Below are 18,289 nucleotides of genomic sequence, written 5' to 3' on the forward strand. Positions count from 1 at the left end.
CAAACGGCCCGCCGACTTTTCCCCCGCGTTTACCGAGGCTTAAGACATCAGCCTTGGTTCAGCCGCGATTTTTGCCTAGAAATTGCACCGACTGGCGGCGGCTCTTTTGGACGAAGGGCCGGTAACGCGGGGTTAGCGTTAACGAACTCTTGCAGGGTCCGGCGCTAGCCTGCCCCAGTCGAAGCGCAACGGGTCGTTCGGGTAAGTTGGGGACTGCGGATAGCTTTTGGGTGAGGTGGAGTCTGCGCGTCCTCGGGGCCGGCGCAGCCTTGCTGCTGCTCGCCGCACAGTCCGCCGCGCCGGTCGTCGCCGGGTCCGGCGACCGCACCCTGTGGCTCTACCACACCCACACGCACGAGACGGCGAAGTTCACCTTCAAGCACAATGGCCAGTACGACCAGAAGGTGCTGGACCAGATGAACGTGTTCCTGGCCGACTGGCGCACCCACCGCCCGACCAGGATGGACCCGCGCCTGTTCGACCTGCTGTGGGAGGTGTACCAGGACGTCGGCGCCACCCAGCCGTACAATATCGTGTCGTCCTATCGCGAGCCGGCGACCAATGCGATGCTGCGCTCGCGCTCGGCCAGTTCCGGCGTCGCCGAAAATTCCCAGCACATGCTGGGCAAGGCCATGGACGTGTTCATTCCCGGCGTGTCGCTGTCGACGCTGCGCGCCGCCGCCATGCGCCACCAGGTCGGCGGCGTCGGCTATTATCCGACCTCGGGCAGCCCGTTCGTCCACATGGACACCGGCAATGTCCGCGCCTGGCCGCGCATGACCCGCGCCCAGCTCGAAAAAGTGTTCCCCGACGGCCGCACCCTGCATCTGCCGGTCGACGGCAAGCCGCTCTCCGACCCCGGTCGGCAATACGCCATGGCGCAATGGACGCAGTGCCACATGGTGCCGTGCAACGGCCCGATCACCGAGCCGACCGTGCAGCAGGAGGGCGGCGAGATCCGCCTCGCCGCGCTCGATCCGGCGCAGCGCAGCGTCTCCACCATCAGCATCGTCGCGCCGACCCCGATGATGCGCCCGGGCTCCGAAGTGGCCGAGACCGACGGCGACGCCATCGTGCCCTTCAGCAAGACGCCGGCGATGATGGTCGCGACCCGCGGCGCGCTGCCCACCGACAGCCAGACAGCGCTCGGCGCCATCGCCAGCACGCTCGAGGCCGACGGCCCGGCGCCGCAGCCGCGCGTGCTGATGACACCCAAGGACCAGGTGCTGACCGCCTACGCCCCCGACATCGTGCCCAATGCCGGCGCCCAGCAGGCGCTGCGCATGCTGATCGAGCGCGAGACGACAGCCACCGCCCTGCCGCCGGCGCAGACGCCGGCTCCCGCCGCGGCGGCCCCCCAGATCCGCACCGCCTCGCTCGGCGGCACCAACGGCATCTCGGTGGTGAAGAACATCTTCGATCTGACCTGGAACGCGGTGACCCAGGTCAACGGCCAGTCGGCCATCGCCAGCACGCTGACCAGCGCCAGCATCGAGCACAACCCGGTGGTCGGCCTGCGCCAGCGCCAGGTCGACCTCGTGGCGCCGGAGATCGACCACGTCAACGAGACGCTGGCGACGCCCGTGCCGATGACCGACCTGCATTATGCGGACATGACCGAGCCGGAAGGCTATCTCGACAACGCCGCCGAGCTCGGCCCGCTGGCCAACCGCATCGGCCTCGAATCCGACCTCGCCGCCCCGCCGCGCTACGACCGCTTCATCGTCCGCCGCCCGATGCTGGTCGCCAGCCGCGGCTGACCGCCTGATTTTTCGTGTACTTTTATTGCCGTTCGCCTGTTTTCGGTGTACTTAAATCATGCATATCGTTTGGGACGAGCCCAAGCGGCTCACCAATATCGACAAGCACGAACTCGACTTCCGCATTCTGACGGAAGGCTGGTTCGATGACGCCATCACCATCGACACGCGGCGCGACCGCCGCAAGGCCGTCGGATGGCTCGATGGCCAGGTGATCGCGGTGATTTTTTCGAGGCTCGGCTCGGAAGGTCTTTCAGTGATTTCGATGCGCCCGGCGCGGCGCGATGAACGGAGGCTCATCGAATGAAGGAAACCAAGAGGAAGTGGCCAAGCTTCGAAACCTGGGACATCAAGGATCTCCCGGAGTTCGACGAGATCATGCAGAAACGCTGGGAAATCTATGATCGCGAGATGAAGGCCCTCATCGCCAAGGGCGGCGTCCACGAGGACGAAGATGGCTGGTGGGTCGATGACGCGACCGGCGAGCTGATCGGCCCCGATCCTGAAATCGAGCGGCCCCTCACGGAGGAGGAGCTTGCGAATGCAAAGCCATTCGCCGAAGTCTTCCCCGAGCTCGCCGCCTCGATCAAGCGCACCCGCGGCCGGCCGAAATCGGAAAATCCCAAGGCGGCCGTCACCCTGCGGCTCGATCCCGAGACCGTGGCGCGCTTCGAGGCCGCGGGCCCCGACTGGCGGCGGCGCATGGCGGAAATCCTCGACCGCGCCGCGCCCTGACCGCGCCGCGCTGCGGCAAAACTGCTGATTGCCTGCACGCCCGTCAGGTTGCAATGGCGGACGCCGCCCACTAAACCAGTGGCATCGAATTTCCCCTGCCGCCAAGGGACTTGGCTTGTCCGATAGGCCATCGACACCGCTGCTCGACACCGTCCAGTCGCCGGCCGATCTGCGTGCGCTCGACCGCGCCGAGCTGCGCCAGCTCGCCGACGAGCTGCGTGCCGAGGTGGTCGACGCCGTTTCGGTCACCGGCGGCCATCTGGGCGCCGGGCTCGGCGTCGTCGAGCTGACGGTGGCGCTGCACGCGGTGTTCAACACCCCCGACGACCGGCTGATCTGGGACGTCGGCCACCAGGCCTATCCGCACAAGGTGCTGACCGGTCGCCGCGACCGCATCCGCACGCTGCGCCAGAAGGGCGGGCTTTCCGGCTTCACCCGCCGCGCCGAGAGCCCGTACGACCCGTTCGGGGCCGGCCATTCCTCGACCTCGATCTCGGCCGGCCTCGGCATGGCCATCGCCTCGGCGCTGAAGGGCGAAACGCGCAACGTCGTCGCCGTGATCGGCGACGGCGCCATGTCCGCCGGCATGGCCTATGAGGCGATGAACAACGCCGGCGCGGCCGACGCCCGGCTGATCGTCGTGCTCAACGACAACGACATGTCGATCGCCCCGCCCACCGGCGCCATGTCGGCCTATCTCGCCCGGCTGGTGTCGAGCCCCGCTTATCGCGGCCTCAGGAACGTCGGCAAGCAGGTGGCCAACATGCTGCCGCCCTTCCTCAAGGACAAGGCGCGCCTGACCGAGGAATTCGCCCGTGGCTGGTGGACCGGTGGAACGCTGTTCGAGGAGCTCGGCTTCTACTATGTCGGCCCCATCGACGGGCACAATCTCGACCATCTGCTGCCGGTGTTCCAGAACATCCGCGACGCCGACACCGGGCCGATCCTGGTCCACGTCGTCACCAAGAAGGGCAAGGGCTACGAGCCGGCCGAGAACAGCGCCGACAAATATCACGGCGTCGGCAAGTTCAACGTCATCACCGGCGCCCAGGCCAAGGCGCCGTCCAACGCCCCGTCCTACACCTCGGTGTTCGCCGAGACGCTGATCGACGAGGCGAAGCGCGACGACCGCATCGTCGCCGTCACCGCCGCCATGCCCTCGGGCACCGGCCTCGACAAATTCGCCGAGCTGTTCCCGACCCGCAGCTTCGACGTCGGCATCGCCGAGCAGCACGCCGTGACCTTCGCCGCCGGCCTTGCCTCCGAGGGCATGCGGCCGTTCGCGGCGATCTACTCCACCTTCCTGCAGCGCGCCTACGACCAGGTGATCCACGACGTCGCCGTGCAGGGCCTGCCGGTCCGCTTCGCCATCGACCGCGCCGGCTATGTCGGCGCCGACGGGCCGACCCATGCCGGCAATTACGACAGCGCCTATCTGGGCGCCATTCCCGGCATCGTGGTGATGGCGGCGGCCGACGAGGCCGAACTGCGCCATATGGTGACCACGGCCGCCGCCTACGACGCCGGCCCCATCGCCTTCCGCTATCCGCGCGGCGACGGCGTCGGCGTCGAGCTGCCGGAACATGGTTCCATCCTCGCGATCGGCAAGGGCCGCATCGTCCGCCAGGGCGCGGGCGTGGCGCTCTTGAGCTTCGGCACCCGACTGGGCGAAGCGCTCGCCGCCGCCGAGAAGCTGCAGGCCTTCGGCCTCAACCCGACCGTTGCCGACGCCCGCTTCCTGAAGCCGCTCGACGAGGAGCTGGTCGCCCGCCTCGCCTCCACCCACGACGTGCTGATCACGCTGGAGGAATCCGGCATCGGCGGCTTCGGCAGCCATGTCGCCACCTTCCTCGCGCGCGAGGGCCTGCTCGACGGCAAGCTGAAATTCCGCCCGCTGATGATCCCCGACACCTTCACCGAGCAGGCCTCGCAGGCCGACATGTACGCCGCCGCGGGGCTCGACCGCGCCGGCATCGTCGCCACCGTGCTCGACACGCTCGGCCGCGACCAGCCGCTCGCCTCGCCGGCGGCGACCCGCTGAGGTGAGTTCGGAGTCCAGCCTATGAAGATCGCCATGATCGGCGCCGGCTATGTCGGCCTCGTCACCGGCGCGTGCTTTGCCGATTTCGGCCACGAGGTGACCTGCATCGACAGCGACCCGGCGCGCGTCGCGGCGCTGACCCGCGGCGAGATCCCGATCTACGAGCCCGGCCTCGAAGCGCTGATCCGCAAGGGCGAAGCGGCCGGACGCCTGCGCTTCACCGGCGACCTCGCGCACGGCATCGCCGGGGCGGCCGCGATCTTCATCGCCGTCGGCACGCCGTCGCGCCGCGGCGACGGCCACGCCGATCTGAGCTACATCTACGCCGCCGCCCGCGACCTGGCGCCGCTGCTGTCGGGCTATACGGTGATCGTCGACAAATCGACCGTGCCCGTCGGCACCGGCGACGAGGTGGAGCGCATCGTCCGCGAGGCCAATCCCGCCGCCGATTTCGCCGTCGTCTCCAACCCCGAATTCCTGCGCGAGGGCGCCGCCATCGCCGACTTCACCCGGCCGGACCGCATCGTGGTCGGGGCGCCCGACGAGCGCGCCCGCGCCGTGATGGCCGAAATCTACCGGCCGCTGACCGCGGCGGGCGCGCCGATCCACTTTGCCTCGCGCCGCTCCGCCGAGCTGATCAAATACGCCGCCAACGCCTTCCTCGCCATGAAGGTCAGCTTCATCAACGAGATCGCCGACCTCGCCGAAGCCGTCGGCGCCGATGTCGGCGACGTGGCCCGCGGCATCGGCGCCGACCAGCGCATCGGCGCCCGCTACCTCAACGCCGGCGCCGGCTTCGGCGGCTCCTGCCTGCCCAAGGACACGGCGGCGCTGCTGCGCACCGCCGAAGAGCATGGCCGCGCGCTGCGCCTGGTCGCCGCCACCCGCGAGGTCAATGCCGGCCGCCGCGCCGCCATGGTGCAAAAGATCGCCGACGCCGCCGGCGGCCTCGACGGCAGGCGCATCGGCGTGCTCGGCCTAAGCTTTGCCCCCAACACCGACGATTTGCGCGACGCCCCCGCGCTCGGCATCATCGCCGACCTGCTCGCCGCCGGGGCCAGCGTCGCCGCGCACGATCCCGCCGCGATGCCGGCCGCCCGCATCCTGCTTCCCGGCGTCGATCTCGCCGCCGACCCCTATGCGCTGGCCGACGGCGCCGACGCGCTGGTACTGGTCACCGAATGGGCGGACTACCGGGCGCTCGATCTCGGCCGGCTGGGGGCCGCCATGCGCCACCGCGTCTTTGTCGACCTCCGCAACGCCCACCGCGGCGGCGAGTTCGCCCCGCACGGGTTTCGCTACCGCAGCGTCGGACGCCCCGACGAAGAAATCGGCTAGCGGCGCCACATCGCTGTCGCCATATTTCCTTCGTCATTGTAGGGTAGCGCCCTCCTATCGTCTCGCCGCGTCCTCCCGCGCCCCCGTCCGACCATGACCGACCTTGCTGTTCCGGCGCCGCGCCAGGCCGCCGTTTTCGCCATCGCCAACGCGCTCACCGGGCGCTGGCGCGGCTTGGCCATGCTGGCGCTGGCCGCCGCCGTGGGCATCGTGGCGGCGATGGTCGTCGCCCTCGTCGGCTGGATCACCAACCACCTTCACAGCGTGCTGTTCTTCATTCCGCTGGGCGAGCGGCTGAGCGAGCAGACCAGCCTCGCCGATCCGGTGCTGGCGCTGGTGCCGCTGCTCGGCGGCGCCATGCTGGCCATCACCATCCTGCTCGCGCGCCGGTTCCGCACCCGCCCGCCGGTCGACCCCATCGAGGCCAATGCCATCCATGGCGGCCGCATGTCGATCCGCGAGAGCATCATCGTCACCGTGCAGACGGTGCTGTCGACCAGCTTCGGCGCCTCGGTCGGGCTCGAGGCCGGCTACACGCAGATGAGCTCGGCCCTCGCCTCGCATGCCGCCGTACGCCTCAACCTCAGGCGCAACGAAATCCGCATGCTGGTCGGCTGCGGCGCCGCCGCGGCCATCGCCGCCGCCTTCAGCGCGCCGTTCACCGGCGCCTTCTATGCCTTCGAGCTGATCATCGGCGTCTACGCCGTCGGCCTGCTGGCGCCGCTGGTCACCGCCTCGCTGGTGGCGACGTTCGTCGCGCGCTGGCTCGGCGCCGGACAGATGCCGATCTCGCTGTTCGAGGTGGCACCGCTCTCGGGCACCGACGTGCTGCCCTTCATCGCGCTGGGCGCGCTCAGCAGCGGCGTCGCCATCGCCATCATGCTGACCGTGGCGCAGATCGAGCGTGGCCTGAGCTTCGTGCGCGTCCCGCAGACCTGGCGTCCGGTGCTGGGCGGGCTGATGATGGGCGGCTTCGCCCTGCTCACCCCGCAGGTGCTGTCGTCGGGCCACGGCGCGCTGGCGCTGCAGCTGACCTCGGCCGGCAGCCTGCTCGCCGTCGCGCTGCTGTTCGTGCTCAAATTCCTCGCTTCGGCCACCTCGCTCGGCACCGGCTTCCGCGGCGGGCTGTTCTTTGCCTCGCTGCTGCTGGGCGCCCTGCTGGGCAAGCTCTACGCCGGAGTGCTGATCGTGACCGGGCTCGCGCCCCACATCGACATCCAGCTCGCCGCCGTGGTCGGCATGGCGTCGCTGGCGAGCGGCATCGTCGGTGGCCCGCTGACCATGAGCTTCCTCGTGCTCGAGGCCACGGGCGACCTCAATATCAGCGCCGCGGTGCTGGTGGCGGCGGCGCTGTCGGCCTTCGCCGTGCGCGAGCTGTTCGGCTATTCGTTCTCGACCTGGCGCTTCCACCTGCGCGGCGAGAGCATCCGCTCCGCCCACGATGTCGGGCGACTGCGCAACCTCACCGTCGCCACCATGATGCGTCCCGACGTGCGCACGGTCACCGACCGCATGACGCTGGCCGAATTCCGCGCCGCCGTGCCGCTCGGCTCGACCGCCCGCATGGTGGTGGTCGACAAGTCCGGGCGCTATGCCGGCATCCTGCTGGTGGCCGACGCCTACCAGCCGCAGGTGGAGGAAAAATCGCCGGACGGCACCATCGGGCCGCTGCTCAAATATCGCGACCGCTTCCTGCTGCCCGGGCTCAACGTCGCCGACGCCGCGCAGGTGTTCCAGCGCGCCGAAAGCGAGGAGCTGGCGGTGCTCGACAATCTGGGCAACCGCAACGTCGTCGGCCTGCTGACCGAAAAATACCTGCTGCGGCGCTACGCCGAGGAGCTCGACAAGGGCCTCAAGGACCTGACCGGCTGAACCGCCGTTCCAGCGCGCTGCCCGGCGCTACTCCTCGTAGTCGCTTTCCTTGGGCGCCGCGGCCATGCCCAGCGCCGCCATGTAGAGCTCGAGCAGCGCCTCCTGCTCCATGCGCTCGCTGGCATCCTGCTTGCGGATGCGCACGATCTGCCGCAGCACCTTGGTGTCGAAGCCGTTGCCCTTGGCCTCGGCGTAGATTTCCTTGATGTCGTCCGCAATCGCCTTCTTTTCTTCCTCCATGCGCTCGATGCGCTCGATGAAGGCGCGGAGCTGGTCCTGCGCCACGCTGTCGGACGAAACGGTTGGCTTTCTGGCCACGGCGATACCTCGGAACTGGTGCTACCTGGAAAAACAGGGGCCCGTTGAACCCTCTTGGGCGCCCGCGTTCAAGCGTAAACCGGCCGCCGTCCACACCTCGCACCAAGCTTGTGAACAACGCTGCCCGGCAGGCCCCGCAATTCCGCCAAAACCGAGCAATAGCCGTTGACGGGCACGGCGCATCGCGCTCAAACAGGGCACCTTTCCCATGAACTTCGGCTGGCTTTTGCACCCTTTCCGTCTCGCACTGCTGCTTGCCGGCTTCGTGCTCATGGCGCTCGCCGCCTCGGCGGCGCCGGCGCGCGCCGACCTCAGGGTGTGCAACCAGTCCACCAACCAGGTATCGATCGCGCTCGGCTACCGCGCCGAAAAGGGCTGGCAGTCGGAAGGCTGGTGGGTGGCGCCCTCCGGCAAATGCGCCGTGGTGTACCAGGGCGACCTGCATTCGCGCTTCTTCTACCTCTATGTCGCCGACGATATCGGCGGCGGCGCCTGGGACGGCACCAATTTCATGTGCACCCGCGACGAAAGCTTCACCATTTTCGGCGTCGAGGACTGCCTCGCCCGCGGCTACGAACGCACCGGCTTTTTCGAGGTCGATACGCAGAACCGCACCGATTGGACGTTGCAATTGACCGATCCGACCAATAACGACAACACCGTTACCGACAATGGCGATGCCGCTCCGCTGGAAGGCGACGACAACGCCAGCACGCAACCCGACCAGCCCGACCAGGGCCAGGACGAGGGGACCGATGGCGGCGACGGCGGTGACGACAGCGGCACCGACTGACCACGATTTGCATCGACGAGACCGGGGGCGACGCGATTATGAGACGACTGAGACGAGTGAAGATCGTCGCCACCCTGGGGCCCGCCTCCAATTCCGAGAAGGTGATCGAGGACCTGGCGCGCGCCGGCGCCGACGTCTTCCGCATCAACATGAGCCATGCGAGCCATGATCTGATGCGCGAGACGGTGGCCAAGATCCGCAGCGTCGAACGGCTGCTGAGCCATCCGCTGGGCATCCTCGTCGACCTGCAGGGCCCCAAGCTGCGCGTCGGCAAATTCGCCGAAGGCGCCGTGCAGCTGGTCGCCGGGCAGAAATTCACCCTCGACAGCTCCGACGCTCCCGGCACCAAGGACCGCGTCAACCTCCCGCACTCCGAGATCATCGAGAGCGTGTCGGTGGGCGACCGGCTGCTGCTCGACGACGGCAAGCTGCAGCTCAAGGCCACCCGCGTCGGCGGCGGCGCCATCGAGACCGAGGTGATCTACGGCGGCAAGCTGAGCGACAGGAAGGGCGTCAGCCTGCCCGACACGCTGCTGCCGGTCGGCGCGCTGACCGAGAAGGACCATGACGACCTGCTCGCCGGCCTCGCCGCCGATTGCGACTGGGTGGCGCTGAGCTTCGTGCAGCGCCCCGAGGACATCATCGACGTGCGCAAGATCGTGCAGGGCCGCGCCGGCGTCATGGCCAAGATCGAAAAGCCGCAAGCGGTCGAGCGGCTGGAAGAAATCATCAAGCTCTGCGACGCCTTCATGATCGCCCGCGGCGACCTGGGCGTCGAAATGCCGATCGAGCAGGTGCCGGGCCTGCAAAAACGCATGATCCGCGTCGCCCGCCGCTACGGCAAGCCGGTGGTGGTGGCGACGCAGATGCTCGAAAGCATGATTTCCTCGCCGGTCCCGACCCGCGCCGAAGTCTCCGACGTGTCGATCGCCGTGTTCGAGGGCGCCGACGCCATCATGCTCTCGGCCGAAAGCGCCTCCGGCCAGTACCCGGTCGAAGCCGTGACCATGATGAACAAGGTGGCGATGGCGGTCGAATCCGACGTCAACTATCGCGGCATCATCCGCGCCCAGGCCGCCGAGCCCGAGGCCACCGCCGCCGACGCCATCTCCGCCGCCACGCGGCAGGTCGCCGAAACGCTCGATCTCGCCGCCATCGTCACCTACACCTCGAGCGGCTCCACCGCCATCCGCGCCGCCCGCGAGCGGCCATCCAAGCCCATCCTCGCGCTGAGCCCGAACCAGCGCACCGTGCGCCGGCTCAGCGTCGTCTGGGGCGTGCACTGCGTCGAGAGCCCGGATGCGGTGAACCTCGAGGACATGGTGGACCGCGCCTGCATCATCGCCTACCAGGCCGCGCTGGCGCGGCCGGGCGACCGCATCGCCATCACCGCCGGCATTCCGCTCGGCACCCCCGGCGCCACCAACATGCTGCGCATCGCCTTTGTCCGCCAGGACGGCGCCGGGAGCTCGTGATGCTGGCGCCGCGCCCCGCCGCGCTGCCCACCGACAAGCCGTCGCTGTATCGCGAGCTCAATCTCGAACTGGGCGGCCTGTTCGCCGGCGAGCGCAACGCCATCGCCAACGCCGCCAACATGTCGGCGCTGCTGTTCGAGCGCGTGCCCGACCTCAATTGGGCCGGCTTCTATTTCCTCGACCCGGCGACCGGCGGGCTGGTGGTCGGCCCGTTCCAGGGCCGCCCGGCCTGCGTGCGCATCGCCATCGGCAAAGGCGTCTGCGGCACCGCCATGGCCGAACGCCGCCCGATCCTCGTCCCCGACGTCAACGCCTTCCCCGGCCACATCGCCTGCGACGCCGCCTCGCGCTCGGAGCTGGTGCTGCCGCTGGTCGCGGCCGACGGCATCCTCGGCGTGCTCGACCTCGATGCGCCCTATCCGTCGCGCTTCGACGAGGACGACCGCCGCGGCCTCGAAGCCGCCGCCGCCCTCTATGTCACGGCCAGCGACCTCAGCGGCATCCCGCGCATCTGAGCCCGCGCCGGCGGCGCCCGCCGGACACCCGGCTCGCCAAAGGGCGCCCAATGTGGTACTGGTGCTGGCGCGGTAAGTCCCGCCCATCGTACCCGGCCTTTGCGTCCCCGCGGCCGGGGAACCTGTTGCAGGACAAGCTCGTGCCGGCCAAATCCATCGCCATTCCGCCCAATCCGTCGACCCGTCTCGGCCAGCGCCGCGCGGCGGCGCGACGGCAGGAGGTGGACGACACCGAACTCGCCGACGAAATGGCCGGCGTCGTGCTCAAGCGTCCGGCGCGGCCGATGCAGTCCGGCCCGGTGCATCGCTACGGCGTCGGCGAACGGCTGCACATGGGCGGCGGCGGCTATACCACCGCGCGGGTCGCCTCGTCCTGCCGGATCGTGGCGCTGCTGCCCTATGAGGGGCACGGCCCCCTGCTCTACCGGGTCCGCAGCGACGCCGAGGCGTTCGAGCGCGTCATCGCCGAGATCGACCTGACACGCGGCTAGGACGGTCCGCCGCCACGCCGAACAGCCCCGATCTTGTAAACGGCTCCGAAAAAGTGCATGTGTAGCGCCATACGCTTCGCTACCGTCTCGCGCTGTTGACGGCCCGGTTCGCCGGCCATTGATCTCCTGAGAAAGTTTCTGAACGTCGCCGGCAGGCATGTTGCTCGCTGGAATTCGCCTTTCAAAGGATCATCGCAATGACTGAAGGCACCGTAAAATTCTTCAATACCACCAAGGGCTTCGGCTTCATCCAGCCGACCACTGGCGGCAAGGACGCGTTCGTGCACATTTCCGCCGTCGAGCGCTCCGGCCTCGCCACCCTGCATGAGGGCCAGAAGGTCAGCTACGACCTCGAGACCGGCCGCGACGGCAAGGTGTCGGCCACCAATCTCAAGGCTCTCTGAGCCCGACGTCGAGGCAGGCCGCCAGGCCTGCCTCTTTTCCGCCGGTTCAGCCCTTCACGCCCCCGACCGTCAGCCCCTCCACGAGGAAGCGCTGGGCGTAGATGTAGAGCACCGCCACCGGCACCGCCGTCAGCAGTGACGCCGCCATCAGCCGCCCCCACGGCAGGATATCGCCCACCACCATCGACTGCAGCCCGATCGGCAGCGTGCGCAGCGATTCCGAGGTGATGAACACGAAGGCGAACAGGAACTCGTTCCACGCATTGGTGAAGGCGAACAGCGTGACGCTGAGCAGCGCCGGCGCCGCCAGCGGCAGCGTGATCCTGAGGAAGATGTAGAAGCGCGACGCCCCGTCGATCATCGCCGCCTCTTCGAGCTCCACCGGAATGGAGCGGAAATAGCCCAGCATCACCCAGGTGGCGAACGGCAGGAGGAACGTCGGGTAGGTGAGGATCAGCGCCCCGTAGCTGTTGATCAGCCCGAGCGAGGTCAGCGTCTGGTAGAGGGGAATGAACAACAGCGTCCCCGGCAGCAGATAGGTGACCAGCAGCAGCGTCGTCAGCAGGCCGGCGCCGGCGAATTTCAGCCGCGACAGCGCGTAGGCCGCCAGCGACGACAGCGCCACCGAGATCACCGTGCTGACCGTGGCCACCAGCACCGAATTCATCAGCCAGGTCAGAAAGCCGGTGCCGCCGAGCAGCGTCTGATATTGCTCCAGCGTCGCCGGTGCCGGCCAGAAGATCGAGCGGCGCTCCGAAATCTGCGGCGTCGACTTCAGCGACGTGATGACGATCCAGTAGAACGGAAAGATCACGAACACCATGAACGGCAGCAGCACCAGCAGGCGCGCCGCGATCCCGGCCCGATCTCGCGCCCGCGGCTTGAGGATCGGCAGCTCGGCCGGCCGCCCGCTCAGCATCCGCACCTGCCGGATCAGCCATTGCAGCCCGGCGAACGCCACCTGTACCGGCCAGAACAGCACATCGACCGCCAAGCCCACGGCGCGCCCGCCCCAGCCGAGCAGCCGGTCGCCGAGGCCCGGCGCGCGGCCGCCGCTGTCGCTCGGGCGATCGTCCTGCCGGAGGAAATGCGCCAGCAGCCAGATCAGCAGCGCCATCAGCGGCGCCACGCTGAAGGCGATGGCGATGCCCGGACCGTATTGCAGCGAGCCGATCGCCTTTTCGTAGGCGAGGATGGAATAGAGCTTGGTGGCGCCGGCCGGCCCGCCGCCGGTCATCAGGAACGGCAGGCCGAACTGGTTGAAGGTCGAGATGAACGACAGCAGCAGCGTCACCACGATGACGTAGCGCAGTGCCGGCAGCACCACGTGGCGGAACCGCTCCACCGCGTTGGCGCCGTCGACGCGCGCCGCCTCGAGCTGCTCGCGGTCCACCGCCTTGAGGCCGGACAGGAACAGCAGCACGTAGAATGGAATGCCCTTCCAGATGTTGACCGAGATGATGCTGCCCATCGCCATCTGCGGATCGGACAGCCAGCCCAGCGGCCGGTCGATGATGCCGGCGCCCTGCAGCACCGGATTGAGCCCGCCGAACAGCGGATCGTAGATGCTCTTCCAGGCGAGCGCCGTGACGATCTCCGGCACGATCCAGGGCAGCAGCATGATGCCGCTCAGCACGTTGCGCCACGGCAGGCGGCTGTTGAGGATCAGCGCGATGATCATGCCGACGAGGAATTTCACCCCCAGCGACCAGACGGTGAACACCACGGTGTTCCTGAGCGCCAGCAGGTAGTCGCTGTTGCTAAGCAGGCGCTGGTAGTTGCGCAGCCCGACGCTGAAGGTTTCACCGGTGTTGAAGTTGAACGCCGTCGTACTGGTGATGATGGCGCTGACGAAGGGCCAGAAGATCAGCCCCACCATGATCACCACCATCGGCAAGACGAAGATGTAGGCCGTCTGCCAGTCGCGGCCCAGCAGGGCCCGTATGCCGCTGCCCCGGCGGGGCGCGGGCGCGGTCATTGCGCCACGCAGCGTCGCACGTTCATCCATGACGGTCGTTCCATGCGGAGCGACAGAGCCGCCCGCTGCTCGAGGGACCATTGCCGCGCCGCCAAAGGCAGCGCGGCAATGGGATGATCGTCGCCGGGCGGCGGCATGCGGCCGCCCTCCGGCGCGGCCGGCTAGGGCTGCACGATCCCGCCTTCCTCGAACAGTTGCACGATCTTGTCGTGCGCGTCCTTGACCGCATCGGCCGGCGACATGCGCTTGGCGATGGCGTTGCCCACCGATTGCTCGAGGATGCCCTGTGCGCGGATGGCGCCGAACTGCGGCGCCGGCTTGGCCGGCCAGGTCTCGCCGAGGAACGGGTTCTCCACGCTCACCTGCTCCTTGATGATGGCGTAGTTCGGGTCGGCGGCGAGCAGTTCCGGCGTCCACAGATTCTCGTAGGCCGGCATGAACAGCCCGCCGGCGATGGCCGACATCGGCGTGAAGTTCTTGGGATCGATCATCTCCAGCGCCAGCTTCTTGGCCAGATCCTTGTTGGGCGCGTTCTTGAAGATGGTCAGCCAGCCGCCGACGAAGCCGCCATCACGGCTGTCGCCATTGTTGGCCGTCGGGGCCCGCAGCAGCGTGATGTTGGGGAACACCGGGTTGTTGTCCTTCTTGGCCTTGGCGTAGACCGAGAAGGCATTGAGGGTGTAGCCGATGCTGCCGGCCAGCCACGCCTCGTTGTTGCCGGTATCGTTCCAGCTTTCGACGCCGGGCGGCAGCATGGCGGCGTATTTGCCGTTGCGGTCGTAGGTCTCGGCCAGCCACTCATAGGCGGCGACCGTCTCGGGCGAGTTGAACTGCACGATCTGGCCGGTCTCGTCGGTGTAGTGGCCGCCGAAGGCCAGCACCACGGAGTTGAGGAAGCCGTAGCCGTCGCCCGACTGGTTCGGCGTCAGCCCCCAGCCGTAGAAGTCGGGACCGGAGATCTTGAGGGCCGCCTCGCGGCGGGCGCCGAGGTCCTTCAGCGTTGCCGGATCGATGCCCTGTTCCTTGAGCTTGTCGCCGCGGAACATGAACGCGGTGGTCGCCGCGATGTAGGGGATCGACGCCCATTTGCCGTCGAACTTGCCGTTGATCTCGGCATTGATGCCCGGCATGATCCGGCCGTAGCGCTTGACGGCCTCATCGACGACGTCGGTCATGTCCTCGACCAGGTCGAGCGCGTGCAGCTGCGCGATGTTGACGTTGGTGGTGTAGGCGAAATCCGGCGGATTGCCGGCCTTCACCGCGGCCGTCATCTTGCCCAGGAAATCGCCGAACGATTCCGCGTTGGTCGTCGAGATGTCGAGCTCGGCATTGTTGGCCTTGGCGAATGCCGCGACGGAGTCGCGGAACATGTTCTGGGCCTCTTCGAAATATTCGGTGCGGTGGATCACCGTCAGCTTCCCCGAGGTGCCCACCGGCAGCGGCAGGTCGGGCTTCTGGTCCTCGGCGAAGACCGGCACGCCGCTCCCCGCCAGCACCAGTCCGGCACCGGTCAACGCGGTGCCACGCAGCAAATCTCGTCGGTTGATCTTGTCCGTGCTCATAGCAACTACTCCTCCCAGAATAATAATGCTGAATTTTGAGATAAAGAGGCCTGGCCGGGAACGCACAGCGCGCCCAGTCGATCGCCCGCTCTAGTGCCGCCATGATCTGGCGACGATTGCCCCGGACTGCCTCCCTGCCCCTCCGTGTCGCGACGAACGCACAATGAAAGCGCTATCAACGCGAAACCGGGACGGACTATTCACTGATGAGGGACGTACGTCAAGATGCTTGAACCCGGCCCCGAAAATCGGCCGGCCGGCGGATCGGATAGAATGCTGCCCTAGAGAGCTCGGCGATCGGAGCGATTGGCGCCACGGCGGCGGCCTTGTCTGCCGCTCCCACCTCGTCGGTTTTCCCGGGAATGCCACCGCCCGATCGCCACGCCGGCCGCCCCGTGACGGCGCTTGCGCGGCCCCCCGCATCGGTCCACTCTGCCGCCGCCATGCGCATCGACTGCGATATCCACCCCTTCGTGCCCAATACCCGCGCGCTGTTTCCCCATCTGCCGCCGCACTGGCGCGACACGAGCGAGATCCGCGGCATCGACGACCTGCATTCGGTGAACTATCCCGACGCGTCGCCCCTGACGGTCCGCGCCGAATGGCGCCCGGCCGCCGGCCGGCCGGCGACCACCGCCGCCCTTGTCGGCGCGCAGGCGCTCGACGCCTTCGGCAGCGACATCGGCATCCTCAATTGCCTTTACGGCGTGCAGACGCTCTACAGCGACGACCTGGCCGCCGCCTATGCCAGCGCCCTCAACGACTGGGTGCGCGCCGAATTCCTCGACCGCGACCCACGCTTTCGCGCCTCGATCGTCGTGTCGCTCGAAAACATCGGCATGGCGGTGGCCGAGATCGAGCGCTGCGCCGCCGATCCGCGCTTCGTGCAGGTGCTGCTGCTCGCCGGCACCTCGCATCCGATCGGCAAGCGGCTCTACTGGCCGCTGTTCGAGGCGGCGGTGAACCACCGCCTGCCCGTCGCGCTGCATGCCGGCAGCGAGTTGCGCAACGCGCCGACGGCGCTGGGCTGGCCGAGCTATTATCTCGAGGACTACGTCGCCAACGCGCAGACCTTCCAGTACCAGCTCACCAGCCTGTTCACCGAGGGCGTGTTCAACCGCTTCCCCGAGCTCAAGGTGGTGATGCTCGAATCCGGCTGGACCTGGCTGCCGCCGCTGCTCTGGCGCATCGCCAAATATTGGGGCGGGCTGCGCATGGAGATCCCGTGGGCGGACCGCTCGCCGGCCGAAATCGTGCGCGACCAGGTGCGCTTCTCGCTGACCCCCACCGACGGCCCGGCCGACCCGGATCGGCTTCGGCGCGTGCTCGACCACATCGGCTCGGACGAGGTGCTGCTGTTCTCGACCGACTATCCGCACGCGCAATTCGCCGGCGCCGAGGTGTTTCCTGCCGGCATCGACGAGGCGTTGCGCGACCGCATCGCGGCCGCCAATCCACTCGCCACCTATCCCCGGCTGGCCGAGAGCCTCGGAGGGACCGCCTGATGCAGCGCCCTGCCGACATCGTCGATTGCGACATCCATCCGGCCGTCCGCAGCATGGCCGATCTCGAGCCGTGGCTCGAGCGGCGCTGGATCGAGCACTACAAGACCTATGGCGCGCTGCGGCAGACGCACTATGTCAGCGGCGCGCCCTATCACAAGAGCCAGCCCAACGCCTCGCGGCGCGACGCCTATCCGCCCGAGGGCGGCCCGCAGGGATCGTCGCCGGCTTTCCTGTCCAGCCACCATCTCGATGCCAACGGCATCACCGTGGGCGTGCTCAATCCGCTGGTGCAGTCGCAGGGCGTGCGCAACCTCGGCCATTCGGCCGCGCTCTGCCGCGCCATCAATCACTGGCAGGCCGAAATCTGGGTCGCCCGCGAGCCGCGCCTGCGCGCCTCGATCGTCGTGCCCTACGAGGACCCGGACGTGTCGGCCGACGAAATCCGCCACTGGGCCGGCGACCGCCGCTTCGTGCAGGTGCTGCTGCTGTCGCGCAGCTCGTCCCTGCCCGGCAACAAGCGCTACTGGCCGATCTACCAGGCGGCGGCCGAGGCCGGCCTGCCGGTCGGCATCCACGCCTTCGGCAATTCCGGCTGGCCGGTGAGCAATGTCGGCTGGCCGAGCTTTTACCTCGAAGAAATGGTCGGCCACGCCCAGACCAGCCAGTCGGGTCTCGTCAGCCTGGTGCTGGAAGGCGTGTTCGAGCGCTGGCCGACGCTCAAGGTGGTTCTCGTCGAGTCCGGCTTCACCTGGGCGCCTTCGCTGCTGTGGCGCCTCGACAAGGCGTTCGACACGCTGCGCTCGGAAGTGCCGCATTTGAAGCTCAGGCCGAGCGAGTACATCAGGCGCAATGTCTGGTGGACCAGCCAGCCGATGGACGAGCCCGAGAACCGGCGCTTCCTCGCCGACATGTTCGACTGGCTCGGCTGGGACCGCCTGCTGTTCTCGTCCGACTATCCGCACTGGGATTTCGACGACCCCACGCGCGTCATCATGTTTCCCGCGAGCGAGGAGCAACGGCAGGCCTTCTTTGCCGGCAACGCCCGCGCCGTCTACGCTCTCTGATGGCCAGCCACGTCGTCGCCGCCACCGCCGAGTTTCCGCCGGGCACGCGCCGCGTGATCGAGATCGACGGCCGCGCCGTCGTCGTGTTCAACGTCAAGGGCGAGTATTTCGCCCTGCTCGACAAATGCCCGCACAATGGCGGCAGCCTCGCCGCGGGCGTGGTGACCGGCCTGCTGCAATCGGCCGAGCCCGGCTGCTACAGCTACGCCCGCGAAGGCGAGATCATCCGCTGCCCCTGGCACGGCTGGGAGTTCGACATCAAGACTGGAAGGTCGTTCTGCAGCGTCATCCGCGCGCGGGCCAGGGCCTTTCCGGTGCATATCGAGCCCGGCCAGACCATCGTCGAAGGCCCCTATCGCGCCGAGACCGTGCCGGTGCGCGTCGAGGACGACTATGTGGTCGTCGACGCTTGACCTCCCACCGCTTGCCTTCAATTGC

Annotated in this window: 17 protein-coding genes; 14 read left to right on the forward strand and 3 right to left on the reverse strand. The window is 68.1% G+C overall.

Going from position 1 to position 18,289, the window contains the following annotated elements:
- Positions 1 to 269 precede the first annotated feature (269 nt).
- From BGO82_RS13670 to BGO82_RS13695, 6 genes are all read left to right on the forward strand, one after another.
- Entirely contained in the window at positions 270 to 1,760 is a 1,491-nt protein-coding gene (locus BGO82_RS13670) for a DUF882 domain-containing protein (protein WP_291306159.1), read from the forward strand.
- Positions 1,761 to 1,818: 58 nt separating this feature from the next.
- Positions 1,819 to 2,067: a BrnT family toxin gene (locus BGO82_RS13675; RefSeq protein WP_291306160.1), complete on the forward strand. Its 249-nt coding sequence runs from the start codon at positions 1,819 to 1,821 to the stop codon at positions 2,065 to 2,067.
- A complete protein-coding gene (locus BGO82_RS13680) occupies positions 2,064 to 2,495 on the forward strand; it encodes a BrnA antitoxin family protein (RefSeq protein WP_291306161.1) in 432 nt (143 codons plus the stop codon). The genes BGO82_RS13675 and BGO82_RS13680 overlap by 4 nt, the downstream gene beginning before the upstream one ends.
- Positions 2,496 to 2,610: 115 nt before the next feature.
- Positions 2,611 to 4,536, forward strand: a complete 1,926-nt coding sequence (dxs, locus tag BGO82_RS13685; protein WP_291306162.1) for a 1-deoxy-D-xylulose-5-phosphate synthase — start codon at positions 2,611 to 2,613, stop codon at positions 4,534 to 4,536.
- A 21-nt stretch (positions 4,537 to 4,557) separates the two neighbouring features.
- Positions 4,558 to 5,874: a UDP-glucose/GDP-mannose dehydrogenase family protein gene (locus tag BGO82_RS13690; protein WP_291306163.1), complete on the forward strand. Its 1,317-nt coding sequence runs from the start codon at positions 4,558 to 4,560 to the stop codon at positions 5,872 to 5,874.
- A 93-nt stretch (positions 5,875 to 5,967) separates the two neighbouring features.
- Positions 5,968 to 7,746 carry a chloride channel protein gene (locus tag BGO82_RS13695; protein ID WP_291306164.1) on the forward strand — a complete coding sequence of 593 codons (1,779 nt, stop codon included), beginning with the start codon at positions 5,968 to 5,970 and terminating at the stop codon, positions 7,744 to 7,746.
- A gap of 27 nt (positions 7,747 to 7,773) precedes the next feature.
- On the opposite strand, the gene BGO82_RS13700 is transcribed toward BGO82_RS13695, so the two are convergent.
- Entirely contained in the window at positions 7,774 to 7,986 is a 213-nt protein-coding gene (locus tag BGO82_RS13700; RefSeq protein WP_291306485.1) for a DUF2312 domain-containing protein, read from the reverse strand.
- A gap of 286 nt (positions 7,987 to 8,272) precedes the next feature.
- Here BGO82_RS13700 and BGO82_RS13705 point away from each other — a divergent pair, with 286 nt between their 5' ends.
- The 5 genes from BGO82_RS13705 to BGO82_RS13725 all read left to right on the forward strand — a co-directional run bounded on the left by BGO82_RS13705 (position 8,273) and on the right by BGO82_RS13725 (position 11,742).
- Positions 8,273 to 8,857: a DUF1036 domain-containing protein gene (locus BGO82_RS13705; RefSeq protein ID WP_291306165.1), complete on the forward strand. Its 585-nt coding sequence runs from the start codon at positions 8,273 to 8,275 to the stop codon at positions 8,855 to 8,857.
- 38 nt (positions 8,858 to 8,895) lie between these two features.
- Entirely contained in the window at positions 8,896 to 10,332 is a 1,437-nt protein-coding gene (pyk, locus tag BGO82_RS13710; protein WP_291306166.1) for a pyruvate kinase, read from the forward strand.
- The gene (locus BGO82_RS13715) at positions 10,332 to 10,847 is read left to right on the forward strand and encodes a GAF domain-containing protein (protein ID WP_291306167.1); all 516 of its coding nucleotides are present in this window, start codon (positions 10,332 to 10,334) and stop codon (positions 10,845 to 10,847) included. Before pyk ends, BGO82_RS13715 begins: the two co-directional genes overlap by 1 nt.
- Before the next feature lie 125 nt (positions 10,848 to 10,972).
- Positions 10,973 to 11,338 (forward strand): hypothetical protein, encoded by a 366-nt coding sequence (locus tag BGO82_RS13720; protein ID WP_291306168.1) that lies wholly within the window; start codon positions 10,973 to 10,975, stop codon positions 11,336 to 11,338.
- 197 nt (positions 11,339 to 11,535) lie between these two features.
- On the forward strand, positions 11,536 to 11,742 hold the full coding sequence (locus BGO82_RS13725) for a cold-shock protein (protein ID WP_291306169.1): 207 nt from the start codon (positions 11,536 to 11,538) through the stop codon (positions 11,740 to 11,742).
- Between the two features lie 46 nt (positions 11,743 to 11,788).
- On the opposite strand, the gene BGO82_RS13730 is transcribed toward BGO82_RS13725, so the two are convergent.
- Together BGO82_RS13730 and BGO82_RS13735 are read right to left on the reverse strand one after the other, a co-directional pair.
- On the reverse strand, positions 11,789 to 13,750 hold the full coding sequence (locus tag BGO82_RS13730) for an ABC transporter permease subunit (RefSeq protein ID WP_291306170.1): 1,962 nt from the start codon (positions 13,748 to 13,750) through the stop codon (positions 11,789 to 11,791).
- Positions 13,751 to 13,881: 131 nt separating this feature from the next.
- Positions 13,882 to 15,282: a substrate-binding domain-containing protein gene (locus BGO82_RS13735; protein ID WP_291306171.1), complete on the reverse strand. Its 1,401-nt coding sequence runs from the start codon at positions 15,280 to 15,282 to the stop codon at positions 13,882 to 13,884.
- 443 nt (positions 15,283 to 15,725) lie between these two features.
- On the opposite strand from BGO82_RS13735, the gene BGO82_RS13740 reads away from it, so the two are divergent.
- From BGO82_RS13740 to BGO82_RS13750, 3 genes are read left to right on the forward strand one after another with little or no spacing between them, the layout of a single operon-like run.
- Complete coding sequence (locus tag BGO82_RS13740) at positions 15,726 to 16,787, forward strand: amidohydrolase family protein (protein ID WP_291306172.1); 1,062 nt, start codon at positions 15,726 to 15,728, stop codon at positions 16,785 to 16,787.
- Entirely contained in the window at positions 16,787 to 17,851 is a 1,065-nt protein-coding gene (locus BGO82_RS13745) for an amidohydrolase family protein (protein ID WP_291306173.1), read from the forward strand. Before BGO82_RS13740 ends, BGO82_RS13745 begins: the two co-directional genes overlap by 1 nt.
- Complete coding sequence (locus tag BGO82_RS13750; protein ID WP_291306174.1) at positions 17,851 to 18,264, forward strand: Rieske (2Fe-2S) protein; 414 nt, start codon at positions 17,851 to 17,853, stop codon at positions 18,262 to 18,264. Before BGO82_RS13745 ends, BGO82_RS13750 begins: the two co-directional genes overlap by 1 nt.
- Positions 18,265 to 18,289: the final 25 nt, after the last annotated feature.

The sequence above is a fragment of the Devosia sp. 67-54 genome, assembly GCF_001899075.1.
Taxonomy (GTDB): Bacteria; Pseudomonadota; Alphaproteobacteria; order Rhizobiales; family Devosiaceae; genus Devosia_A.

Coding starts and splice junctions, on each gene's coding strand:
- BGO82_RS13675 (WP_291306160.1), top strand. CDS start 1,819: ATGCATATCGTTTGGGACGAGCCCAAGCGGCTCACCAATATCGACAAG.
- BGO82_RS13680 (WP_291306161.1), top strand. CDS start 2,064: ATGAAGGAAACCAAGAGGAAGTGGCCAAGCTTCGAAACCTGGGACATC.
- BGO82_RS13690 (WP_291306163.1), top strand. CDS start 4,558: ATGAAGATCGCCATGATCGGCGCCGGCTATGTCGGCCTCGTCACCGGC.
- BGO82_RS13695 (WP_291306164.1), top strand. CDS start 5,968: ATGACCGACCTTGCTGTTCCGGCGCCGCGCCAGGCCGCCGTTTTCGCC.
- BGO82_RS13700 (WP_291306485.1), bottom strand. CDS start 7,986: ATGGAGGAAGAAAAGAAGGCGATTGCGGACGACATCAAGGAAATCTAC.
- BGO82_RS13705 (WP_291306165.1), top strand. CDS start 8,273: ATGAACTTCGGCTGGCTTTTGCACCCTTTCCGTCTCGCACTGCTGCTT.
- pyk (WP_291306166.1), top strand. CDS start 8,896: ATGAGACGACTGAGACGAGTGAAGATCGTCGCCACCCTGGGGCCCGCC.
- BGO82_RS13715 (WP_291306167.1), top strand. CDS start 10,332: ATGCTGGCGCCGCGCCCCGCCGCGCTGCCCACCGACAAGCCGTCGCTG.
- BGO82_RS13725 (WP_291306169.1), top strand. CDS start 11,536: ATGACTGAAGGCACCGTAAAATTCTTCAATACCACCAAGGGCTTCGGC.
- BGO82_RS13730 (WP_291306170.1), bottom strand. CDS start 13,750: ATGGATGAACGTGCGACGCTGCGTGGCGCAATGACCGCGCCCGCGCCC.
- BGO82_RS13735 (WP_291306171.1), bottom strand. CDS start 15,282: ATGAGCACGGACAAGATCAACCGACGAGATTTGCTGCGTGGCACCGCG.
- BGO82_RS13740 (WP_291306172.1), top strand. CDS start 15,726: ATGCGCATCGACTGCGATATCCACCCCTTCGTGCCCAATACCCGCGCG.
- BGO82_RS13745 (WP_291306173.1), top strand. CDS start 16,787: ATGCAGCGCCCTGCCGACATCGTCGATTGCGACATCCATCCGGCCGTC.
- BGO82_RS13750 (WP_291306174.1), top strand. CDS start 17,851: ATGGCCAGCCACGTCGTCGCCGCCACCGCCGAGTTTCCGCCGGGCACG.